The sequence below is a fragment of the Anaerobiospirillum succiniciproducens DSM 6400 genome, assembly GCF_000482845.1.
Taxonomy (GTDB): domain Bacteria; phylum Pseudomonadota; class Gammaproteobacteria; order Enterobacterales; family Succinivibrionaceae; genus Anaerobiospirillum; species Anaerobiospirillum succiniciproducens.
Genome location: NZ_AXWV01000040.1, coordinates 1 through 18,127 on the forward strand (window position 1 = coordinate 1; position 18,127 = coordinate 18,127).

Annotated in this window: 12 protein-coding genes; 6 read left to right on the top strand and 6 right to left on the bottom strand. The window is 43.3% G+C overall.

The features are described from left to right. On the bottom strand, positions 1-270 hold a 270-nt coding region (locus H524_RS0106670), incomplete at its 3' end, for a MerR family DNA-binding transcriptional regulator (protein WP_044121678.1). A gap of 176 nt (positions 271-446) precedes the next feature. Here H524_RS0106670 and asd point away from each other — a divergent pair. The 6 genes from asd to pykF all read left to right on the top strand — a co-directional run bounded on the left by asd (position 447) and on the right by pykF (position 8,440). Next, positions 447-1,310 carry an archaetidylserine decarboxylase gene (gene asd, locus H524_RS0106675; protein WP_027939663.1) on the top strand — a complete coding sequence of 288 codons (864 nt, stop codon included), beginning with the start codon at positions 447-449 and terminating at the stop codon, positions 1,308-1,310. A gap of 1,428 nt (positions 1,311-2,738) precedes the next feature. Further along, positions 2,739-4,553 carry a fumarate reductase (quinol) flavoprotein subunit gene (gene frdA / locus H524_RS0106685; protein WP_027939664.1) on the top strand — a complete coding sequence of 605 codons (1,815 nt, stop codon included), beginning with the start codon at positions 2,739-2,741 and terminating at the stop codon, positions 4,551-4,553. Between the two features lie 2 nt (positions 4,554-4,555). Then, positions 4,556-5,305, top strand: a complete 750-nt coding sequence (locus H524_RS0106690; protein ID WP_044121671.1) for a succinate dehydrogenase/fumarate reductase iron-sulfur subunit — start codon at positions 4,556-4,558, stop codon at positions 5,303-5,305. Between the two features lie 4 nt (positions 5,306-5,309). Next, complete coding sequence (locus H524_RS0106695) at positions 5,310-5,762, top strand: fumarate reductase subunit C (RefSeq protein WP_027939666.1); 453 nt, start codon at positions 5,310-5,312, stop codon at positions 5,760-5,762. A gap of 16 nt (positions 5,763-5,778) precedes the next feature. Further along, the gene (gene frdD, locus H524_RS0106700; protein ID WP_027939667.1) at positions 5,779-6,153 is read left to right on the top strand and encodes a fumarate reductase subunit FrdD; all 375 of its coding nucleotides are present in this window, start codon (positions 5,779-5,781) and stop codon (positions 6,151-6,153) included. An 880-nt stretch (positions 6,154-7,033) separates the two neighbouring features. Then, the gene (pykF, locus tag H524_RS0106710; protein ID WP_027939668.1) at positions 7,034-8,440 is read left to right on the top strand and encodes a pyruvate kinase PykF; all 1,407 of its coding nucleotides are present in this window, start codon (positions 7,034-7,036) and stop codon (positions 8,438-8,440) included. A 274-nt stretch (positions 8,441-8,714) separates the two neighbouring features. On the opposite strand, the gene fliS is transcribed toward pykF, so the two are convergent. The 5 genes from fliS to H524_RS16515 all read right to left on the bottom strand — a co-directional run bounded on the left by fliS (position 8,715) and on the right by H524_RS16515 (position 16,577). Further along, positions 8,715-9,188, bottom strand: a complete 474-nt coding sequence (gene fliS, locus H524_RS14675) for a flagellar export chaperone FliS (protein WP_044121673.1) — start codon at positions 9,186-9,188, stop codon at positions 8,715-8,717. A gap of 582 nt (positions 9,189-9,770) precedes the next feature. Next, on the bottom strand, positions 9,771-10,391 hold the full coding sequence (locus tag H524_RS0106720) for a flagellar protein FlaG (protein ID WP_027939669.1): 621 nt from the start codon (positions 10,389-10,391) through the stop codon (positions 9,771-9,773). A gap of 1,660 nt (positions 10,392-12,051) precedes the next feature. After that, positions 12,052-13,338, bottom strand: a complete 1,287-nt coding sequence (gene flgL, locus H524_RS16510) for a flagellar hook-associated protein FlgL (protein WP_052338956.1) — start codon at positions 13,336-13,338, stop codon at positions 12,052-12,054. Positions 13,339-13,349: 11 nt separating this feature from the next. After that, a complete protein-coding gene (gene flgK, locus H524_RS0106730; protein WP_027939670.1) occupies positions 13,350-15,437 on the bottom strand; it encodes a flagellar hook-associated protein FlgK in 2,088 nt (695 codons plus the stop codon). A gap of 66 nt (positions 15,438-15,503) precedes the next feature. Next, complete coding sequence (locus tag H524_RS16515; protein WP_052338957.1) at positions 15,504-16,577, bottom strand: glucosaminidase domain-containing protein; 1,074 nt, start codon at positions 16,575-16,577, stop codon at positions 15,504-15,506. Positions 16,578-18,127 lie beyond the last annotated feature (1,550 nt).

An 18,127-nucleotide genomic window follows, 5' to 3' on the forward strand; every position in this document is an offset into this window, starting at 1 on the left:
TGTACCACTGCTAAGTGCCCAAATCTGCATGGACTCAAGTTGACGCTCTAAATCTTGCTTTTGCCCCTTGCTACTGACTCTACAATAGACAACTGTATTTCTATGCTCAGCTTTAACGCCCATCACTGCGCGCAAGTCTGAATCATCAAAATACCTATGTCCAGAAGGCAGGCGTTTACTAGCTATTTTACCTTCAGCCTCCCAACGTCGGATCGTAGCTGGGGTACGGCGTACCAATTTAGCAAATTGTCCAATCTTATATGTGCTCATAATAAATGTATAATAACACATTTATCTATATTTTTCAAAACTGTTAATTGCTCCTACAAATCTGATTAATTATGTGGCTTAAGACGTGCAAATGAATCTCGTCCCCTACTCAAACATGTAGATGAGTACGCTTACAGATTACCATTTGCCACTTGAGAACATTTTGAGGAACTTACATGTTCGGTCTAATCTTAAAGGTCTTTGAGTACCTTACCCCACTCTCTACTTTAACCTTTCTTTCATCTAAGCTTACCGATGCAAAGATGGGTGGTTTCACTCAATGGCTCATTAAAAAGTTTGTGACTACTTATAAGATCAATCTTGAAGAATGCGCTAATCCTGATTTAAAGAGCTACGAAACCTTTAACGAATTCTTTATCCGTAAACTTAAGGAAGATGCACGCCCTATCGCCTCTGAAAGTGAGTGCAAAGCAGTATCTCCTGTAGATGGTACTGTTGGGCAAGCAGCTACTATTAAGTCTGGCCGTCTCATCCAAGCTAAGGGCATTGACTACTCTTTACGTGCCTTAGTTGGAGGTCTTAAAGAAGATAGTGACTTATTTGAAAACGGTATGTTCTGCTGTACCTACCTTTCACCAGCTAACTACCACCGTATCCATATGCCAGTAGATGGCAAGCTCTTACGTACCATTCATATTCCAGGTCGTCACTTCCCTGTTGGTCGTCGCAACGTCTCTTATATGGATGATCTTTTTACCAAGAACGAGCGCTTGGTATGTATCTTTGAAACCGAATTAGGCCCAATGGCTGTCATCATGGTTGGTGCTGCAATGGTTGGTTCTATTGGCACTGTATGGGATGGTACCGTAGTCCGTCGCAGCGGTATTGAGATCAAGAACTACGCTGATAAGGATCTTAGATACAAGCGTGGTGATGAGATCGGACACTTCAAGTTCGGCTCTACCGTTATTACTTTATGGCCAGTACAAGGCGGCGATCTTCACTCATCAATCACCTCAGGTGCCGTTGTGAAGATGGGTCAGCCTATGATCGCTAATACAGCTCTCGCAAATAGCTAATTTAGCTTCCTTACATGTAAGTTTCCCAAGATCTCAGCTAAGAGATCTTGGGCATTGCCAAGCTCCATTGCGCTACATCCCCCGCCAAGATCCATTCTTCTACATTCACCGCCAAGCTCCATCCTGCTACCTCCTCCATCCCCTTTCTACCTTAAGATCTCACCCCCATACGAGCGTTTAAGATCGCCACCTTGAAATGAGCCACCCCAATAAAAGATCACTCATTCTTTGAAGATCAGTAGGCTATGAATATAGCTTTATTTTTAGATCGCCAATAGGCTCAAGATCACCGTTTCTTTAGATCACCTCCGATTAAGATCGTGACCACTGTTAACTCAGCATACTTTTATTAGATCAATACACTTACAAAAGTGAAAGTCTTATTGGTAACTCATTACTTAAAACCGTGTAAGCATTGCTTAATCAATCCTAATAAGTAAGCTCACATGCTAGGCTTGGAGAGACTAACAGTTTAGGACATGAGTCCATTGCATTAGATCAACACAAATTACGGCTTTAAAGATCACCATGATTTAGAGGTTGTATTAAAAGCTACTAAAGTCGTCTTATGAGCTGTAATTTATGTAGCTTTAATTGTTCTTATTCAATCATTTGATTGTACTTAAGCACTTGCAATTACTCTGGTGCGCGTCTGTCACGCAAAAATTTGTATAGCAACATCGCATTTTTGGGATCCAAGTTCTCAAGCACTAAACTATTCAGGTTAGAATACCCAGATTCATTTGGACTTAAGATAACCGAAGCTACTTGCTAAGGCACATAGCTTCCCTTATCAGGCTTAATGAGTTATGCAGTTGAAGACATCGATCAAAACTGCAGCTTACCAGGAGCCTTGCTGCAACTGACAAATTATTTGTTGAGTTGATAGCAAAACTCTCAAGTGCAAATCCTGACTTTTCAGCGGTTGTTCCTTTAGTAAAGCAGTGTTGCTACGAGCAACCATATGCTTACAAACACATTAGATTGCTGTAGTTAAGCCCCCTTAACTTAAACTAATGTGACGCTTGTATGTTAGTAACCGATTTTGTCTTGCTCTAAGCTCTAGAACTCAAAGGGTTAAACAACTTGATGTGGCCCGTTTTTCTAATCAATAAGCTTTAGATCATTGACACCCAAATCAGGACTACGCCGAAAGGTCTGGGCTTGCAAATCTGATGATTAAGAGACACAACTTAGTTATCATTTTACTGACTCGTGTAAACAGTTTTTTGCCTCTACAAGAGGTAAAAAAATGACCTCGGTTGCATATCTAGAATCTGGTTCATTATGTGTATCCATTTTCGTGATCGTACTTAGGTTTTACGCGAGAAAATATGTATCCTCTTGTGATATATTAATCACGATTTTTGCTGTTTGCCGGGTGGTTTATCGCGGTGCGATAACACACTCAAGGCTTAGGAGATACACGTGGAAAAAATTCAAGCTGACGTTGCAATCGTCGGTGCTGGTGGTACTGGCTTACGTGCAGCTATCGCAGTTGCTCAAGCAGATCCAAAGCTTCGCGTTGCACTTATTTCAAAGGTTTACCCAATGCGTAGCCACACTGTGGCTGCAGAAGGTGGTGCAGCTGGTGTAGTTCGTGATGATGACTCTTTCCAGAAGCACTTTGAGGACACCGTTGCTGGCGGTGACTGGCTGTGCGAGCAGGACGTAGTTGAATACTTCGTTCGTCACACCACTGAAGAGCTGTTCCAGTTAGAGCACTGGGGCTGCCCATGGTCACGTAAGGATGACGGCGACGTTAACGTACGTCGTTTCGGCGGTATGAAGGTACCACGCACTTGGTTCGCCGCTGATAAGTCCGGCTTCCACATGCTCCATACCTTATTCCAGACCTCCGTTCAGTTCCCATCAATCGAGCGTTTTGACGAGCACTTCGTTTTAGACTTACTCGTTGAAGATGGTGAGTGCCGTGGTGTTGTAACTTATGATCTGCAGAACGGTGTATTCCGTCAGATCAATGCTAAGTCTGTAATTATCGCTACTGGCGGTGCAGGCCGTGCTTACATCTTCAACACCGATGGTGGCATCGTAACTGGCGACGGTATCTCCTTAGCTTACCGTCACGGTGTACCTATCCGTGATATGGAATTCGTTCAGTACCACCCAACCGGCCTTCTTGGCTGCGGTATCTTAATGACCGAAGGTTGCCGTGGTGAGGGCGGTGTTCTGTACAACAAGGACGGCTACCGTTACCTCCAAGACTACGGTCTTGGCCCAGAGACCCCAGTTGGTCAGCCAAAGAACAAGTACATGGAATTAGGTCCACGTGACCGTGTTTCCCAGGCTTTCTGGCAGGAATCACGTAAGGGCCGCACCATTAAGTATCCTTTAGGTGAGGCAGTTCACTTAGACCTGACCCACTTAGGTGAGAAGTACTTACACGAGCGTCTCCCAATGATTTGCGAACTGGCTATGACCTACTCAGGTGTAGACCCAGTTAAGCAGCCTATCCCAATTCGCCCAGTAGTTCACTACACCATGGGTGGTATTGAGACTGATGGCAACACCGCTACCCGTATGCCAGGCTTATACGCTGCCGGTGAGTGTGCTTCCGTTGGTATCCACGGTGCAAACCGCTTAGGTTCCAACTCTCTCGTTGAGACCGTTGTATTCGGTAAGCTCTCTGGTGACGTTGCTGCACAGCGCGCACACGAGGTTAAGGCTCACGACTCTAAGGAGCTCGACCGTCAGGCTGAAGCTGCTATGGCTCGTGCATTATCCTTATTCGATGTTCAGGGCAATGAGTCACAGTACAAGATCCGTACTGAGATGGGCGAGAGCATGGAAAAGGGCGTTGGTATTTACCGTGAGCAGGAGACCATGCAGGAGACTATCGATGTCCTGAAGGGTCTGCGCAAGCGTCTGCCTAACGTTCGCTTAACCGATCGTAGCCGCGTATTCAACACCGAGTGGATGAACTTAATTGAGCTTGGTTACACCTTAGACTGTGCTGAGACCATGGTTCACTCTGCTATCAACCGTAAAGAGTCTCGTGGTTCCCACCAGCGCTTAGACGGTCCAGATGGTGCATACAAAGAGCGTGACGACAAGAACTTCCTCAAGCACACTCTTGCTATCTACAACAAGGAAACTGGTCTGCCAGATATTTCCTACAGCGAAGTTAAGATCACCACCTTCCAGCCTGCTAAGCGTGTATACGGCGCTGAAGCTGAAGCTGCAGAAGCTGCAAAGGCAAAGAAAGAGCAGGAGGCTAAGTAATAATGTCACCACAGCAAAAGACTATGAAGGTTACCGTCCTCCGCTACCGTCCGGAGCATGACGAGAAGCCATGGGAGCAGTCTTTCGACGTTCCTTACATCCACGAGACTTCAGTTCTCGAGGCTCTGTTCTACATCAAGGATCACTTCGAGCCAAGCCTTTCTTTCCGTTGGTCTTGCCGTATGGCCGTTTGCGGTTCTTGCGGTATGATGGTTAACGGTGTTCCTCACTTAGCATGTAAGACCTTCTTACGTGACTACGAGGGCAAAGAGCTCAAGATCGCTCCACTTGATAACTTCCCAATCGAGCGCGACCTCGTTGTTGACATCTCCGATCTCATTGAGAAGATTGAGCGCATTAAGCCTTACATCATCCCAGCTGAGAAGGACAAGAACAAGCCATTAAACCAGGCTTACAAGCAGACTCCTCAGCAGATGGAAGCTTACCGTCAGTTTGCTCAGTGCATTAACTGCGGTTGCTGCTATGCAGCTTGCCCTCAGTACAAGATTAACAAGGAGTTCATCGGCCCAGCCGCTTTAACCCTGTTATATCGTTACAACATCGACAACCGCGACGGTGGTCAGGCTTATCGCTTACCTTACCTCTCAGCTGAGGAAGGTGTTTGGGGTTGTACCTTCGTTGGTTACTGCTCCGAGGTTTGTCCTAAGCACGTAGATCCAAGCTCTGCAATTCAGCTGGGCAAGAAGATGAGTGCTACCGACTACGTCATCAGAATGTTCAAGCCGGAGTAAAACAATGAGCGATGTAAAGAATTACCGCAAGCCTTACAATCCTAAGTTTGAGGCTACTTGGTGGACAAAGAATCCGTTCTACTTCCGCTACATGCTCCGTGAAGGTACTGCTGCTGCAGCCCTTTTCGGCGCACTTGAGATCATGTTAGGCGTGTTCATGTTCGTACTGTGCGACTTCAGCGGTGAAGTTGCTACTGTTGAATCAGCAGCCCCATGGCTTTGGTATGTTAATTCATTCTTAGCCCACCCACTGGTAATGTTACTTAACGTTGCCGTATTAGGCGCTAGCGTATTCCATGCTGTAACTTGGTTTGCTCTTATGCCTAAGGCTGTTCGTGTATTCATGAACAAGAACACTACTGAGTTAGTACCTGAAACTGCTGTTGTTGGCGCTTTATACGCTGCAATGGGCGGTGCTACTCTTGTTATCTTAATTGCTGCTTTCGCCAGCATGTAATTCGGGAGTAATCATCATGCAAAAGCCAGTACGTTCCGATGAGCCAATTTTCTGGTTATTATTCGGTGCCGGCGGTATGACCGTTGCTATGGTATTACCTGCTGTTTTAGTAATCTTATTAGCAGCTGGTTTATCATCACCAGACTTAACCTCTGGTTTATTAAACTTTGAACAGGCCAAGGCAATCTTCGGCAGCTGGATCGTTGGTCTCATCCTGTTCGTGGTTTTATTCACCATGTTCTTCCACTGCTTCCACCGTTTATACCACTCCCTCCACGATGTTGGTATTCACACCACTAAGTTACACCACTATGTGTTCTACGGTGCAGCATGCTTCTTCTCATTCGGTTCTTTCTTCTTAATCTTAGCTGCTTACGCAAAGCTCTTCTAAGATAAGAACGATTTAATCGTTTGATTTGAAAACAAAAGGCGCTTCCATTTTGGTTGCGCCTTTTGTTTTTGTGCCCTTTTCTTGTGAGCTATTTGCTTTTGTGCCTTTTGTATTTGTGCCTATTTACCCCACCTTTATACCGAAGCATCAGGTAGCAAATGCCAAAGTCTTTCTAGCCCTATCCTCACCCTCTTCTCTTAGCAATATAAGATCTCTTATTAGCCACAACAGCTCATCATCATTGAACTTCATAGCGCTTTAACAACCAACACAGTCATGCTTCAAAAGCTGAAGCCATGTATTCATACGATCACAACTATCTATCTGTAGCAGAAACATACTGCCTCAAACACAAGCCAAAGCGCATCTACACTTAATTTGCCTCATGATCTGACTTGTATGTCAGCCTGTACGACAAGTATGCTTACACAGCAATTACCAAAGTGAAACTCAAAATTTGAAGTATTTCTTTTTACATCATTTGGCTTATATATAAGGTTTTATAACCATAATCCATAAGTAATACTTATGAAAATTTTGCTAAAACACAGATTTTTCCAAATTTCTGTGAGCTATCTTTCAATTATCACCTAAAGTTGGCCTAAAAGCCGTTTTGAGCGCAAGAAAGCGCAAATTTAAGCTCTACCCCCTCACAAAGCCCGATGCTTGGCTACTTGGATCCAGGCACATAATACGCAAATAAATCAGCTTTATAGGAATATCAAAGATTTAGTTAACTGACTTTATAAAATACTGTAATAGAAAAAAATTTTTTATCACTTTTGACTGTTCTTAACCTGTTCTTTGCTTTTCCTTTGCTATAATCAGCACCCGAAAATTAGTTGAATTATTTCTTTCTCGTTACGAGGTATTTTAAGTGCTGAAGAAAACTAAGATGGTTTGCACCATCGGTCCAAAGTCCGAAATGCGTGAGGTTCTTGAGTCTTTATTAAACGCTGGTATGAACGTAATGCGTTTAAACTTCTCACACGGTGACTTTGAAGAGCACGGTGGCCGTATTACCAACTTAGAAGCCATCATGAAAGAGACCGGTAAGATCTTTGCCGTTCTGCTCGATACTCGTGGCCCAGAGATCCGTACCTGCAAGTTAGAAAATGGTCAGGACATTCAGCTTGTAACTGGTCAGAAGATCACCATCACTACCGATAGCACTGTTATCGGCAACCGTGAGCGTATCGCTGTTACCTACGAAGACTTAGCACGTGACTTAAACGAAGGTGACATCGTTCTGCTTGATGACGGCTTAATCGCATTAAAGGTCTTAAGCACCACCGATACCGAAGTTTTCTGTGAGGTTATGAACAACGGCACCTTAGGTGAGAAGAAGGGCGTTAACCTTCCAAACACCCACATCTCTATGCCGTTCTTATCTGAGCACGATAAGAGAGACATCCTTTTCGGTATTCAGCGTAACGTTGACTACGTTGCTGCTTCTTTCACCCGTAACCGTCAGGACGTACAGGACATCCGTAACTTCTTAGACGCTAACGGCGGCAGCGAGATCAAGATCATTGCTAAGATCGAGAACCAGGAAGGTATCGATAACTTCGAAGATATCTTAGCTACTGCTGACGGTATCATGGTTGCTCGTGGTGACTTAGGCGTTGAGATTCCAGCTCAGGAAGTTATTTTCCACCAGAAGCACATGATCAAGCGCTGCAACGAGGTTGGCAAGCCAGTTATTACTGCAACCCAGATGCTCGACTCCATGATCAAGAACCCACGTCCTACTCGTGCTGAGGCAGGCGACGTTGCTAACGCTATTCTTGATGGTACCGATGCTGTTATGCTCTCTGGTGAGTCTGCTAAGGGTAAGTATCCTCTAGAGGCTGTTTCAACCATGGCTACTATCTGCCGTCGTTCTGACCGCGAAGTTCAGGCACGTGTTGACTACCGCCACAAGGATCTCAACACTACTGAGGCTGTTTCCTTAGCTGCTGTTGAGGCTACCGAGACTTTAGGTGGTCAGTTAATCGTTGTTGCTACTGAGCACGGCAATGCTCCAAAGGCTCTGCGTAAGTACTTCCCTACTTCCCACATCTTAGCCTTAACTCCACACATGAAGACTGCTCGTCAGCTTTGCTTAGTTCGTGGCGTTATCCCACAGGTTGTTAACCGCATCGAGTCTACCGATGAGTTCTTCGAGCTCGGCAAGAAGATCGCTTTAGAGACCGGTCTGGCTAAGAAGGGTGACACCATCTGCATGGTTAACGGTGCTCTGGTTCCTACCGGTATCACCAACACCTTCTCTGTTCACACTATATAATTAGTAGATAAGAAGAACAATCTTCATGGCTCTAGGCCATGCCCATAAAAAAGCCCGCTATGCTTGCACAGCGGGCTTTTTTAATGCCTAAAGCTTTAAACAAAGTCTGATGCCACAGCAAACATTAATTGCTGCAGCTACAGCTAACATTAATTACTGCAGCTGCAGATACCATTAATTTCTGCAGCCACATATACCATTAATTGCTGACCCCACAAACAAAAAAGGAAGACCGAAGTCTTCCCTTTTTTCATGAAGTCCATTAACGAATGGCTTAGTCGTATGCATAGCCCTTACGGTTACGCTCACGCTGCTGCTCGTCGATGCTTTCAAACTTCTCGGTAATAGCCTTGTTCTGCTCTTCCTTGATGTCGTCAGGAATGTTATCCCAAGCCTCTTTGATTGGAGTGATCAGACGGATGATCTCATCAATAGCACCAATATCATCGTTGATGTTGGCATCGTTGAGACGATCTTTCATGTAATCATATAAACCAATAATGCGGTTACCGAGCTCAGGATCATAGCTTGGATCTACAGCACCTTGAAGACCATTGAGAATACCCATAGCCTTGCCGATGAACTCTGCTTTCTTTGCAGGATCACGGGTCTCAATATGGCCCTTAGCCTGATTTAAACGCTCGATAAGACCCTCAAACAGCATCTGAGTAACGCGGTGAGGGGAGGCTACGAGGAGCTCAGCTTCAAGCTTTGTACGATTGTAAGCTTTAAGGTTACGTCCGTACATTTCATTCTCCTATATTATTCGTCCGCAAAATCTTTGATGCACATGACGGCACACCTATCTGCGAGAGAAACAGTTATAAACACAGTCAGTGCATTCAAAACCGCAACTGATACGAGATCTTCTATCTTCGTATACCTATCTGCCACGCCTATGTTACTGCGGCAATTGCGGTATCACTCAACTGAATGATTTTAACATACACATCTAGTGTAGGCTATGCAAAGACTACGAACTTGAGCCAAAATGATTGCTTAGTCACACTCGTTCGCGCCTTATTATACGGGAAAGTTAGCGACTTTTAATGCTACGGCCAAGCTCATTATTGATACAAAATCTTGCTATCTTCTAGCAACAGCTTTGCCAAACTGCTTAAATTGAGGTTAGATCACGACAAATTCACTTGTGATCTTATCTTTGCTCGTTATCGACAATACAACCTCTTACTCATAATAACGTACTAGCTACAACCTTTATAAGCAATATGGCCAAAAAACAAAAAAGGCCCAGGTTGATACCAAGGCCTCTTTACACCTAATGTAGTTATTACACAAACGGTAGTTAGACTTTGTAGATCTATACTCTTTAGGCAGTAGTCTCTAATACAGCACCACGTAGGGACTCATTTACGTTCTTGCTGTCAACACCATAGGCCTTGAGAGAAGGATCTTGGGTCATTTCGTCGTGCGCAATACGCTGCTCATACTTTGCAATAGCTGCTGAGACGCGTAAGAACTCCTCTGATGGGATCTGACGAATGACTTCATTGGACTTAGCATCAACTACGTTAATTACGCGTGCATTGTCATAATCTTCAGCAGTATCAAAGCGCAGTGCTACCTGCTTCATGTTCAGTGAGTCAATGACTTCTTTAGCCTTGTCTCTTGCCTCTTCAATCTGCTCTTCTCTGTCTTCAAGAGCGGCCTCTTCGCGCATTTGACGGATACGAGATTGCTGCTCACTTTCATTAGCACGCAGAGTGCTACGCTCTGCAGCCTTATCGGATACAGATTCTTGCTTCCAAGCATTAGTCTTGTTGAGAGCTGAGAGAGCTGAAGAAACATCAACCTTCTTAGCTTCATTTACAGGAGCATCTTTGCTGTCATGTACTTTAGATGCCTCAGGAGCTGATGGAAGGCTTTTACGTTTGGCATCCAGGGTGTTCCTGACACTAAGGTCAGTTTTTACTACACTTGAAAAATCCATTTTTGAGTCCTCTATCCTAATACCGTTCATGCAGCATGAAGTTCCTTAGTTAGTGAAACTGCATGAATCTCTGCTTAGCAAACCTTAAACAGGCCGAAAGCGATCATAGTATCGATAAGAGATATCAGTTAAGGGATCAGTGCAACAAAGGCTGCTAGTTGCTATAGCAACTACTCTCCACTTCTGTATCTGCTCAGATTTACTCTACTGATCGTTACTCTAGATGCTTTCGGACTTAGGAATTGAAAACATCTAAGAGTCGGCTTTTAACCGTGTAAATACATGATGACGATATGTCATTGAACCTACAGTGATTCACCTTAAAGGTCTTATGTGAGAACACCATAATTGAAGTTTCAAACATAAGAGAAACAAGTCTTGCCGTTCTAAAAATTAGCGGCAGTAACTAGTGTATGCGTATAAGCTATATGTAGACCACTGCCAAGAATTAAGCAGTATCTTCATATAGGCATGTAGCATAAATAACTACAGTAGGTGTCTACGTTTAACGCAATAGAAAGAATGTTACTCGCCTTGTTCTAACAAGATAAACAAGTCGTTTATAAAGAGTAATACCCTTTCATAATTCTATATCGGTTTACAATGCTATTTATTGAAAACCATCACGTATTAACTTGATTGTTTATGCATCATTGTGATCTGCATAACATGAGTACGGCGTGTATAAACCTTATGTAGGTTATGTTTCATGGCATTGATACTTCAAGCTCTCTTAGTAAGAAATATACCTTGCTTGTTTCTATGAGCCACAAAGATCACGTCAGCGCTGTATCTAAGTAATAGACACTAAGTTCTTTAGTCATAGATATTTGGTAAATATCAAACCAAGGACTTACAAAAGTTGGCATATGTACAGTGATGATCTTGAAAACTTACTTAGCTTTCCAGCAAATCGCCGTAAAAATTGTTGAGCGATTATACATGATCGACCTTACACTTTTGCTCGATACAACACAGATTTGTTTGTTATGCACTGCAATAGCACTTCTTTAATTGCAAGAAAGAATCCAACTAGTGCAAGCATTTTCCCGACACTTAAGCCAATATACCCTCAACGCTTTCTCATAATTATCAGATTTATGAGAAGCAAACATCATCTGCCCAACCATTCAACAATATCATGCAAAAAAGTTGATCTACCTATCATTATCAAAACATTTTTACATGTTCATCAAATCTTATGAAACATTACACCTTTCGTTTCTGAGTCATCTCAATAATAAACACAGCAACATTTACACAGCAACACACGACCACACCACGCAGCCCTCACTCCACAAGGATCATAGCGTCAAAAGATCACAGGATCTCAGCACCAGATAAAACAGTTAGCCAATCCCTAATATCACGGGATCTCAGCACCACATAAAACAGATCGCCAATCCCTAAGATCACAGGATCTCAGCACCACATAAAACAGCTCACCAATACATTAGATCACAGGATCTCTGCAATGCCTAAAACAGATCACTAGTCCCAAAGATCACTGTATCAAATCACCGAATAAAACAGATCTGCTATTCAGAAGATCACAGAAGATTCAGATAGGATGCTAGGACGTTTTAAACAAGTTTGATCGCCTAAAACGACAAAGGCGAGCACTAAGGCTCGCCTCTGTTTAGATAGAAACTTTTAGTTCTTATCTCATGAAGTCAAACAGGGTTGCTGAGTGAACAACCTGGTATGACTGCTGTGCTACTTGCAGCGCAGCCTGTGCCTGCATGAGATCAGATACTGCAGTGAAAGCATCAGCTTCAACTACGTTTGCATCAGACTCTTTCTTGATGTCATGGATAGACTCGTTGGACTTGATGATAGCATCAATGTTTGCACCACGAGCACCAACCATACCACGGAAAGTATCAACCTGCTTCTTAGCAATACTGATGTTTTCCTGCATCTTAGAAACCTGACGAGTCAGATCATGAGAGCTGCTTACGATGTTATTAGGACCGTACTCATCCTGTGGAACTAAGAGAGCATTAGCAATATCAGTAAGCTGATTAAGGATGTTATCCTGCTTTGGAGCCTCTAAGATAATATTAACCTTATCACCTGGCTGAGGGGCCTGTGTTCCGTCCTTCAGCTCAAACTGCATACCAAAAACGTTAATCTTTCCGTCCTTGATTTCGCCAGGGGCCTTATCAAATGGAGGAATAGCATTACCGTCATTATCAGTAACAGTAAATGTCTTACCATCTTTGAGAACTTCGATCTTGAAACGGTTGTCCTTAATGCCAGGTGGATTACCGGCAGTATTGCCGTTAAAGTTCTCTTTAAAGAATGTATTAAACTGATCGTAGTCTCTAACAGTACCAAGATACTTGTCTTGATCCTTACCGGTCATTTTAAAGTCATTAGCTAAGTTAGTGTTCTCAAAGATATTGAGACCACTATCATTTGACTGAATGGTTAGAGTAGGTGATACATTCACATACTTATTTGAACCGTCAGCCTGGCAAACATACTTACCAGTAGGATCGATAATGTAAGTAGGCTTAGAGCTTTGAGCACCAGAGAAGATGAACTCACCCTCTGCATTCTTGGTGTTCATCAGATTGTACATCTGATCGCGAACCTGCTTAATATCCTCAGCTAAAGCTGCACGAGATCCATCATCTAAAGTGCCGTTAATAGCCTGAATCAAACGTGTCTGAACAGAGCTTAAAGCGTCATAGATCTGACCTAATGCTGTTTCTTCCTGAGCGAAAGTGTCAGCAACAATCTTTGAGTTCTGAGTGTACTGCTTGTAAGAAGCAATATCTGCTTCATACTTCATGTGAGCAGACATGCCGCCAGGATCTTGACCTGCGGTCTGGAACTTCTTACCAGTGTTGTAAACTTGGGAAGCCAGATCTAAACGGGAGTTGTGTCCCTGTAAGTAATTTAGATGGTTCCTATACTGCATAGTAGTTGAAACACGCATCTCAATTCTCCTTAAACAGCATTAATCAGAGCATCAAAAATGGTTTGTGAAGCGCTAATAATGCGTGCACAAGCACTATATGATTGCTGGAAACGAATAAGGTTGGCAGCCTCTTCATCGAGGTTAACGCCAGCCACTGAGTAGTATAAATTCTGGCTTTGCTCGCACTTGGCCTGAGATGCTTTCAGGTCAGTTGCGGCTGACATAACAGCTGAACCTACAGATGAGGTTAAGTCAGCATAGTCTTCAGTAAATGAAACCTTTACGCCGTCAGAGCTATAAACCAGCTCTTCCTGCTTTAAGCCTGCTAAGAGGTTACCGTTTGAGTTGTCATTAATACCGTCAGTATTGATCTCAATATCAAAGCTTGAGCCATTCTCAACAGTGCCTACAAAGCTTACTTCATAACCAGGATATCCAGCTGGCCTTGCTGGATTATTCCAGGTAGCATTTTCAAAAATGTTCTGACCATTAAAGCCGTCTGCATCTACATGACCTAACTTAGTAAGCTGTCCTGCATTATCTTTGTGGTAGATAACATATTGACCAGGAGCCTGAGGATTATTTGGATCCTTTTCAAAACGAACGAAGTTAGGTGCATCATCCTTAAGCATTGGCTTCTTAGTGGTAGGATCAATATATAAACCTAAACCTTCTTCACCTGCTACATTTGCACCTGTACCCATCTGAGTAACACCAACTAATGTTGGGGTTGCATTACCAGGGTGCTTGTTTACATTGGTACGAATTGCAGATGCAAAGCCAAAGTCTTCAGGCTTGGTGATGTTGCACTTAATTTGGAATGCAGCATCAAATGTAGGCTGTGCACGGAACTCAACATCAGCAGCAGCTATGTCAGTATGAGAGCGGTTGAAGCTAAAAGTTACACCATGCCCCTTTGGCTTAATAACCATATTACCTTGAGCATCTGCAGTGATATCGCCTGCATCGAGTTGAACTTGAGTCTCTACTCCAGATGCATCCGTCATCCATAACTGAGGGTTAGGTGGATTTGTGGTGTTATCCCAAGTAATACGGTAATCGGCTGAGTGAATCTGCTCACCTGCACCACGATCAAAGGTTACAGTCATAGAAAATGCATCATTGCTAGACCATGCTGGAACCTTAGGGATGGTGATTAAGTCATCGCCTGCAAAACCAGTCATGGTGATACCACCACGGTTCTGCTCGTTCATAGCATCAGCAAAAGCTAATGCGTTCTGACCAAGCTCACGCATAGCCTGACGCATCTGATCAGATGCTGCTAAGTAACCACCTAACTTGCCGCCCCACTGAGCATGGCTTACTTCAATCTTAGTCTTTGATGGAGTATTGAAGTATAAACCTACCTCTTTACGGGTTGGATCAGCAGGGTGCTGGTTAACCTGTAAAGTACCGTAAGTGTCGTGGTTTACGAGTAACTGGCCATTACCTAAGTAAAGGCTGAATGAACCGTCATCCTCAGTAGTAACCTGAACGTCTACTAAGTTAGAAATTGCGTCAACTAAACGGTCACGCTCGTCAACCAACTGCATACCAATATCAGACTGCAGACCGGCTGAGCCTAACTTAGCAACCTGCTTGTTAACTTCGTATAAACCCCTAACGAGGTTATTAATCTCAGCAGCAGTATCATCAACCTTATTGTTGATATCAGTGATCTGATTGCGGATGTTGTAGTTGAGGGTGTTATAACGGTCTACAATAGTTTGGAACTGAGTTAACAGCTCACGACGGCTTGCAACAGAAGTAGTGTTCTGAACAGCTGCTTCCATTGAAGTGAACAGGGAGTCGAGCTTGCTGTTGATAGATGTGTCCTTGTTGGACAGCATGCTATCAACTGTGCTTAAGCCAGTAGCAAAAGCATCATAGAAACCTACATTGCCTTGGTCACGGAACATCTCGCGCTGTACGTACTTGTCGTACATACGGCGTGTTACAGTGCTGCCTACACCCCAATCAATAGTGCTTGTATAGACATGGGTCTCTTGACGAGTATAACCCTGAGTATTGACGTTATTGATGTTGTTCGAGGTGGTGTTTAAAAGCTTCTGTTGGGTAAGTACACCATACTTACCAGTCTGTAACAAATCGAGCATAGACCTAATTCCTTCAACTGCGGCCCTGTTCAAGCCGAGATTAAATTCTCTTGATAAACCTTAATGCTATTTGTATGCCATAAATGCGATTTGGCGTGAAATATTTTTGAGTTTGGCGGAATAATGCGGATCCGTAGCGTATCCAGCCGCCTGAATCTCATCAAAATATTTGTCAGGATCGAAACTCTTGCCGGCAGCTTTTGAGTAACGATCATTGCCAGTGATTAAGGCAACATAGTCCTTCATGCTCTCAAGCACCGAAGGATAGGCTCTAAATCGGGAGTTACGCTTAACCATTGCGCCGTTTTCAAACTCGTCAGAATCAAGATCCTGAGTCATTCCTGTCCATGAGCGGCCAGCCTTAATGCCGTAGTAATTATTGCCAGACGGCACATGTTTGCCCCATCCAGTCTCAAGTGCTGCTTGAGCCACTAAAACTAATGGGTTCATGCCAATACCCTCAACTGCCTTAACTGCATAAGGCATCATCTTCTCCACAAAATCCTCTGGAGAGTTGAAGTCACGCATTTCACTTTGATCAGGAAGTGATGAATAAACCTGATTGAGGTTGTTAACTGTTGCCTGCTCAGCAGATTTGCCTTTAGCGGCGGCAAACATTTCTGATGGACGTTTGACAATAGGACGCAATGAGTCCTCTGAGTAGTTGTAGAACTTGGCATCAGGGCCATTAATTGGCATCATGCCGCCTGGCATCCTAGTAACCTTAGTAGGTTCATATGGACGACCTTCAAGTTCTGCCATGAGGGCTTTACCCTCATCACCCAGAGTTCTAGCAAACTGCTTAGTGATGAGATAAGTAATAGAAGATTTGTTAATTGATGCACCGCCAGATGCGTTACCCTGAACCATGGCACCAACTTGCTGCTGAGCAAGCATGTCATCGAAGAATCCAGAGTACTTACTACGCAGAGGAGAATCAGGGTTGATTTCCTCATTGGTAGAACGCATGCCATCAACCCAGTATTGCATCAAGAGTGATTCAAACTGTTGGGCAGCCATGTACAGGGCTTCGGCCTTTTGTTTATTAGTACCGTTGCCCAAAGAGCGCAGCTTGTTTAAGCCACGTGTATCTGCGAGCAGGCCTAAATCAGCCTTAGCTTTTTGTAAACCAGCATCCATAACGTCTACCGTCTATTACTTCACTAACCTAAAAATCTTGAAGTCCTAAAGCTTTTTTGTGCAGTTAATTTTTCAAACCCATGCACAAAATCCTTGTGTCAAATCTTTATAAAAGCTTATAAATAAGCCATTTGTGAGACACGATTTAGGATATTTTTTAGTGTTTGTGCAACCTATATGCCATAGGCTTTTTGACGCTTTTAAACCGCATAAATATCGCATTCATGAGCTAGGCATGACAGCCTTTTTACACCCCTATTTCACTCATGATTTGATGCTAAAGATCATTTGACAAAGGATCAGAGATCACCGCCCAAGGATCACAGGCCTCAATAGGCGTACTGCGCGATCTCAAGATCTGCCGATTAAGATCGCCACAAATTTGCGATCCACATTTATGTATCTCTCTTTCAAGTCATGATCCGCGATCGTGAGATCTTACGATCTCAGTAATCACCAAAACCTTGTTGCGATCTTGGTGTATGCTTTTTGACGATCGCTATATAACCTTATTTATATGCGACATCCTTCTGATCTTATGTAGAAGCATCAATGCTTTTTCTTTTATATAGGATCAGCGATCGCCAGTTTTACGACCTCAAAGATCTTGCGATCTTATAGCTTAAAGATCTTAAGATCGCGATGCTTCAAGATCGTGAGATCTTGAGTTGCTACTTTCTACTTACATATGGATAGCTCGCTACTGAGAGATCGTGAGATCTTGAGCTGCTACTTTCTACTTTTATATGTAGAGCTCGCTACTGAGGGATCGTGAGATCTTGAGTTACTACCTTCTACTTATATATGGATAGCTCGCTTCTTAGGGATCGTGAGTTCTTTAGTTGCTACCCTCTACTTATATATGTATGGGTCGTGGGATCAGACATCTCGATAATTGGCTGCGTTTGTAGAACGAAACTGTTAAAAATTTGTGGCGCGAGGATCATGGGGTTGCGCTTTGAGGATGGTGGTTTAGTAGTTAGGTAGAGCTAAGATCGGGCGGGTTTGGTGCAGTTACATGTTCTAATTTACATTGGATGTAAAACAAAGTGTGAGATTGATCAGAGATCTATCGTTTCACAATGATGCATAGGGTAAAAATTTTTGAACGATTATGGTGACGAAGTTGATTCATCCTAGATATTACTTGTATACCAGGCATATCTAGTTAAGATCCGAATTTCAACGCATTTGTTATGCACATAACATGAGCTTTAGTGGAGATCATTTAATAATGATCGAGCTATTTTCAGGTGTTTTAGCGCCAACAGATTTTTTGACAGTCCGTCAAAATACTGCCAAATTCATCTCAAAATGGCGTATCATAGGCACTTGTAAAAATTCTGCCTTAAACGAGTAGTTCCATAGTTTTTATTAGCTAGGACTAACGTTTGAGATCGAGTTTTTGCAGCTACTTAGTTCCATGCGAACTTTTTCTCTTATGTATAGTGCTGATATATAAATTGAGCTCGTGTGCGAGAGTTTATTGTTCGTCTTCAAGATCTAGGGTTTACGGATCTTCTTTGTAGTCTGCAGATTGCTTTAACGCC

Bases quoted from the DNA above. Each gene is read 5' to 3' on its own strand.
- H524_RS0106690 (WP_044121671.1), top strand. From the start codon at position 4,556: ATGTCACCACAGCAAAAGACTATGAAGGTTACCGTCCTCCGCTACCGT.
- H524_RS0106720 (WP_027939669.1), bottom strand. From the start codon at position 10,391: ATGGATTTTTCAAGTGTAGTAAAAACTGACCTTAGTGTCAGGAACACC.
- frdD (WP_027939667.1), top strand. From the start codon at position 5,779: ATGCAAAAGCCAGTACGTTCCGATGAGCCAATTTTCTGGTTATTATTC.
- fliS (WP_044121673.1), bottom strand. From the start codon at position 9,188: ATGTACGGACGTAACCTTAAAGCTTACAATCGTACAAAGCTTGAAGCT.
- H524_RS16515 (WP_052338957.1), bottom strand. From the start codon at position 16,577: ATGGATGCTGGTTTACAAAAAGCTAAGGCTGATTTAGGCCTGCTCGCA.
- flgK (WP_027939670.1), bottom strand. From the start codon at position 15,437: ATGCTCGATTTGTTACAGACTGGTAAGTATGGTGTACTTACCCAACAG.
- asd (WP_027939663.1), top strand. From the start codon at position 447: ATGTTCGGTCTAATCTTAAAGGTCTTTGAGTACCTTACCCCACTCTCT.
- H524_RS0106695 (WP_027939666.1), top strand. From the start codon at position 5,310: ATGAGCGATGTAAAGAATTACCGCAAGCCTTACAATCCTAAGTTTGAG.
- flgL (WP_052338956.1), bottom strand. From the start codon at position 13,338: ATGCGTGTTTCAACTACTATGCAGTATAGGAACCATCTAAATTACTTA.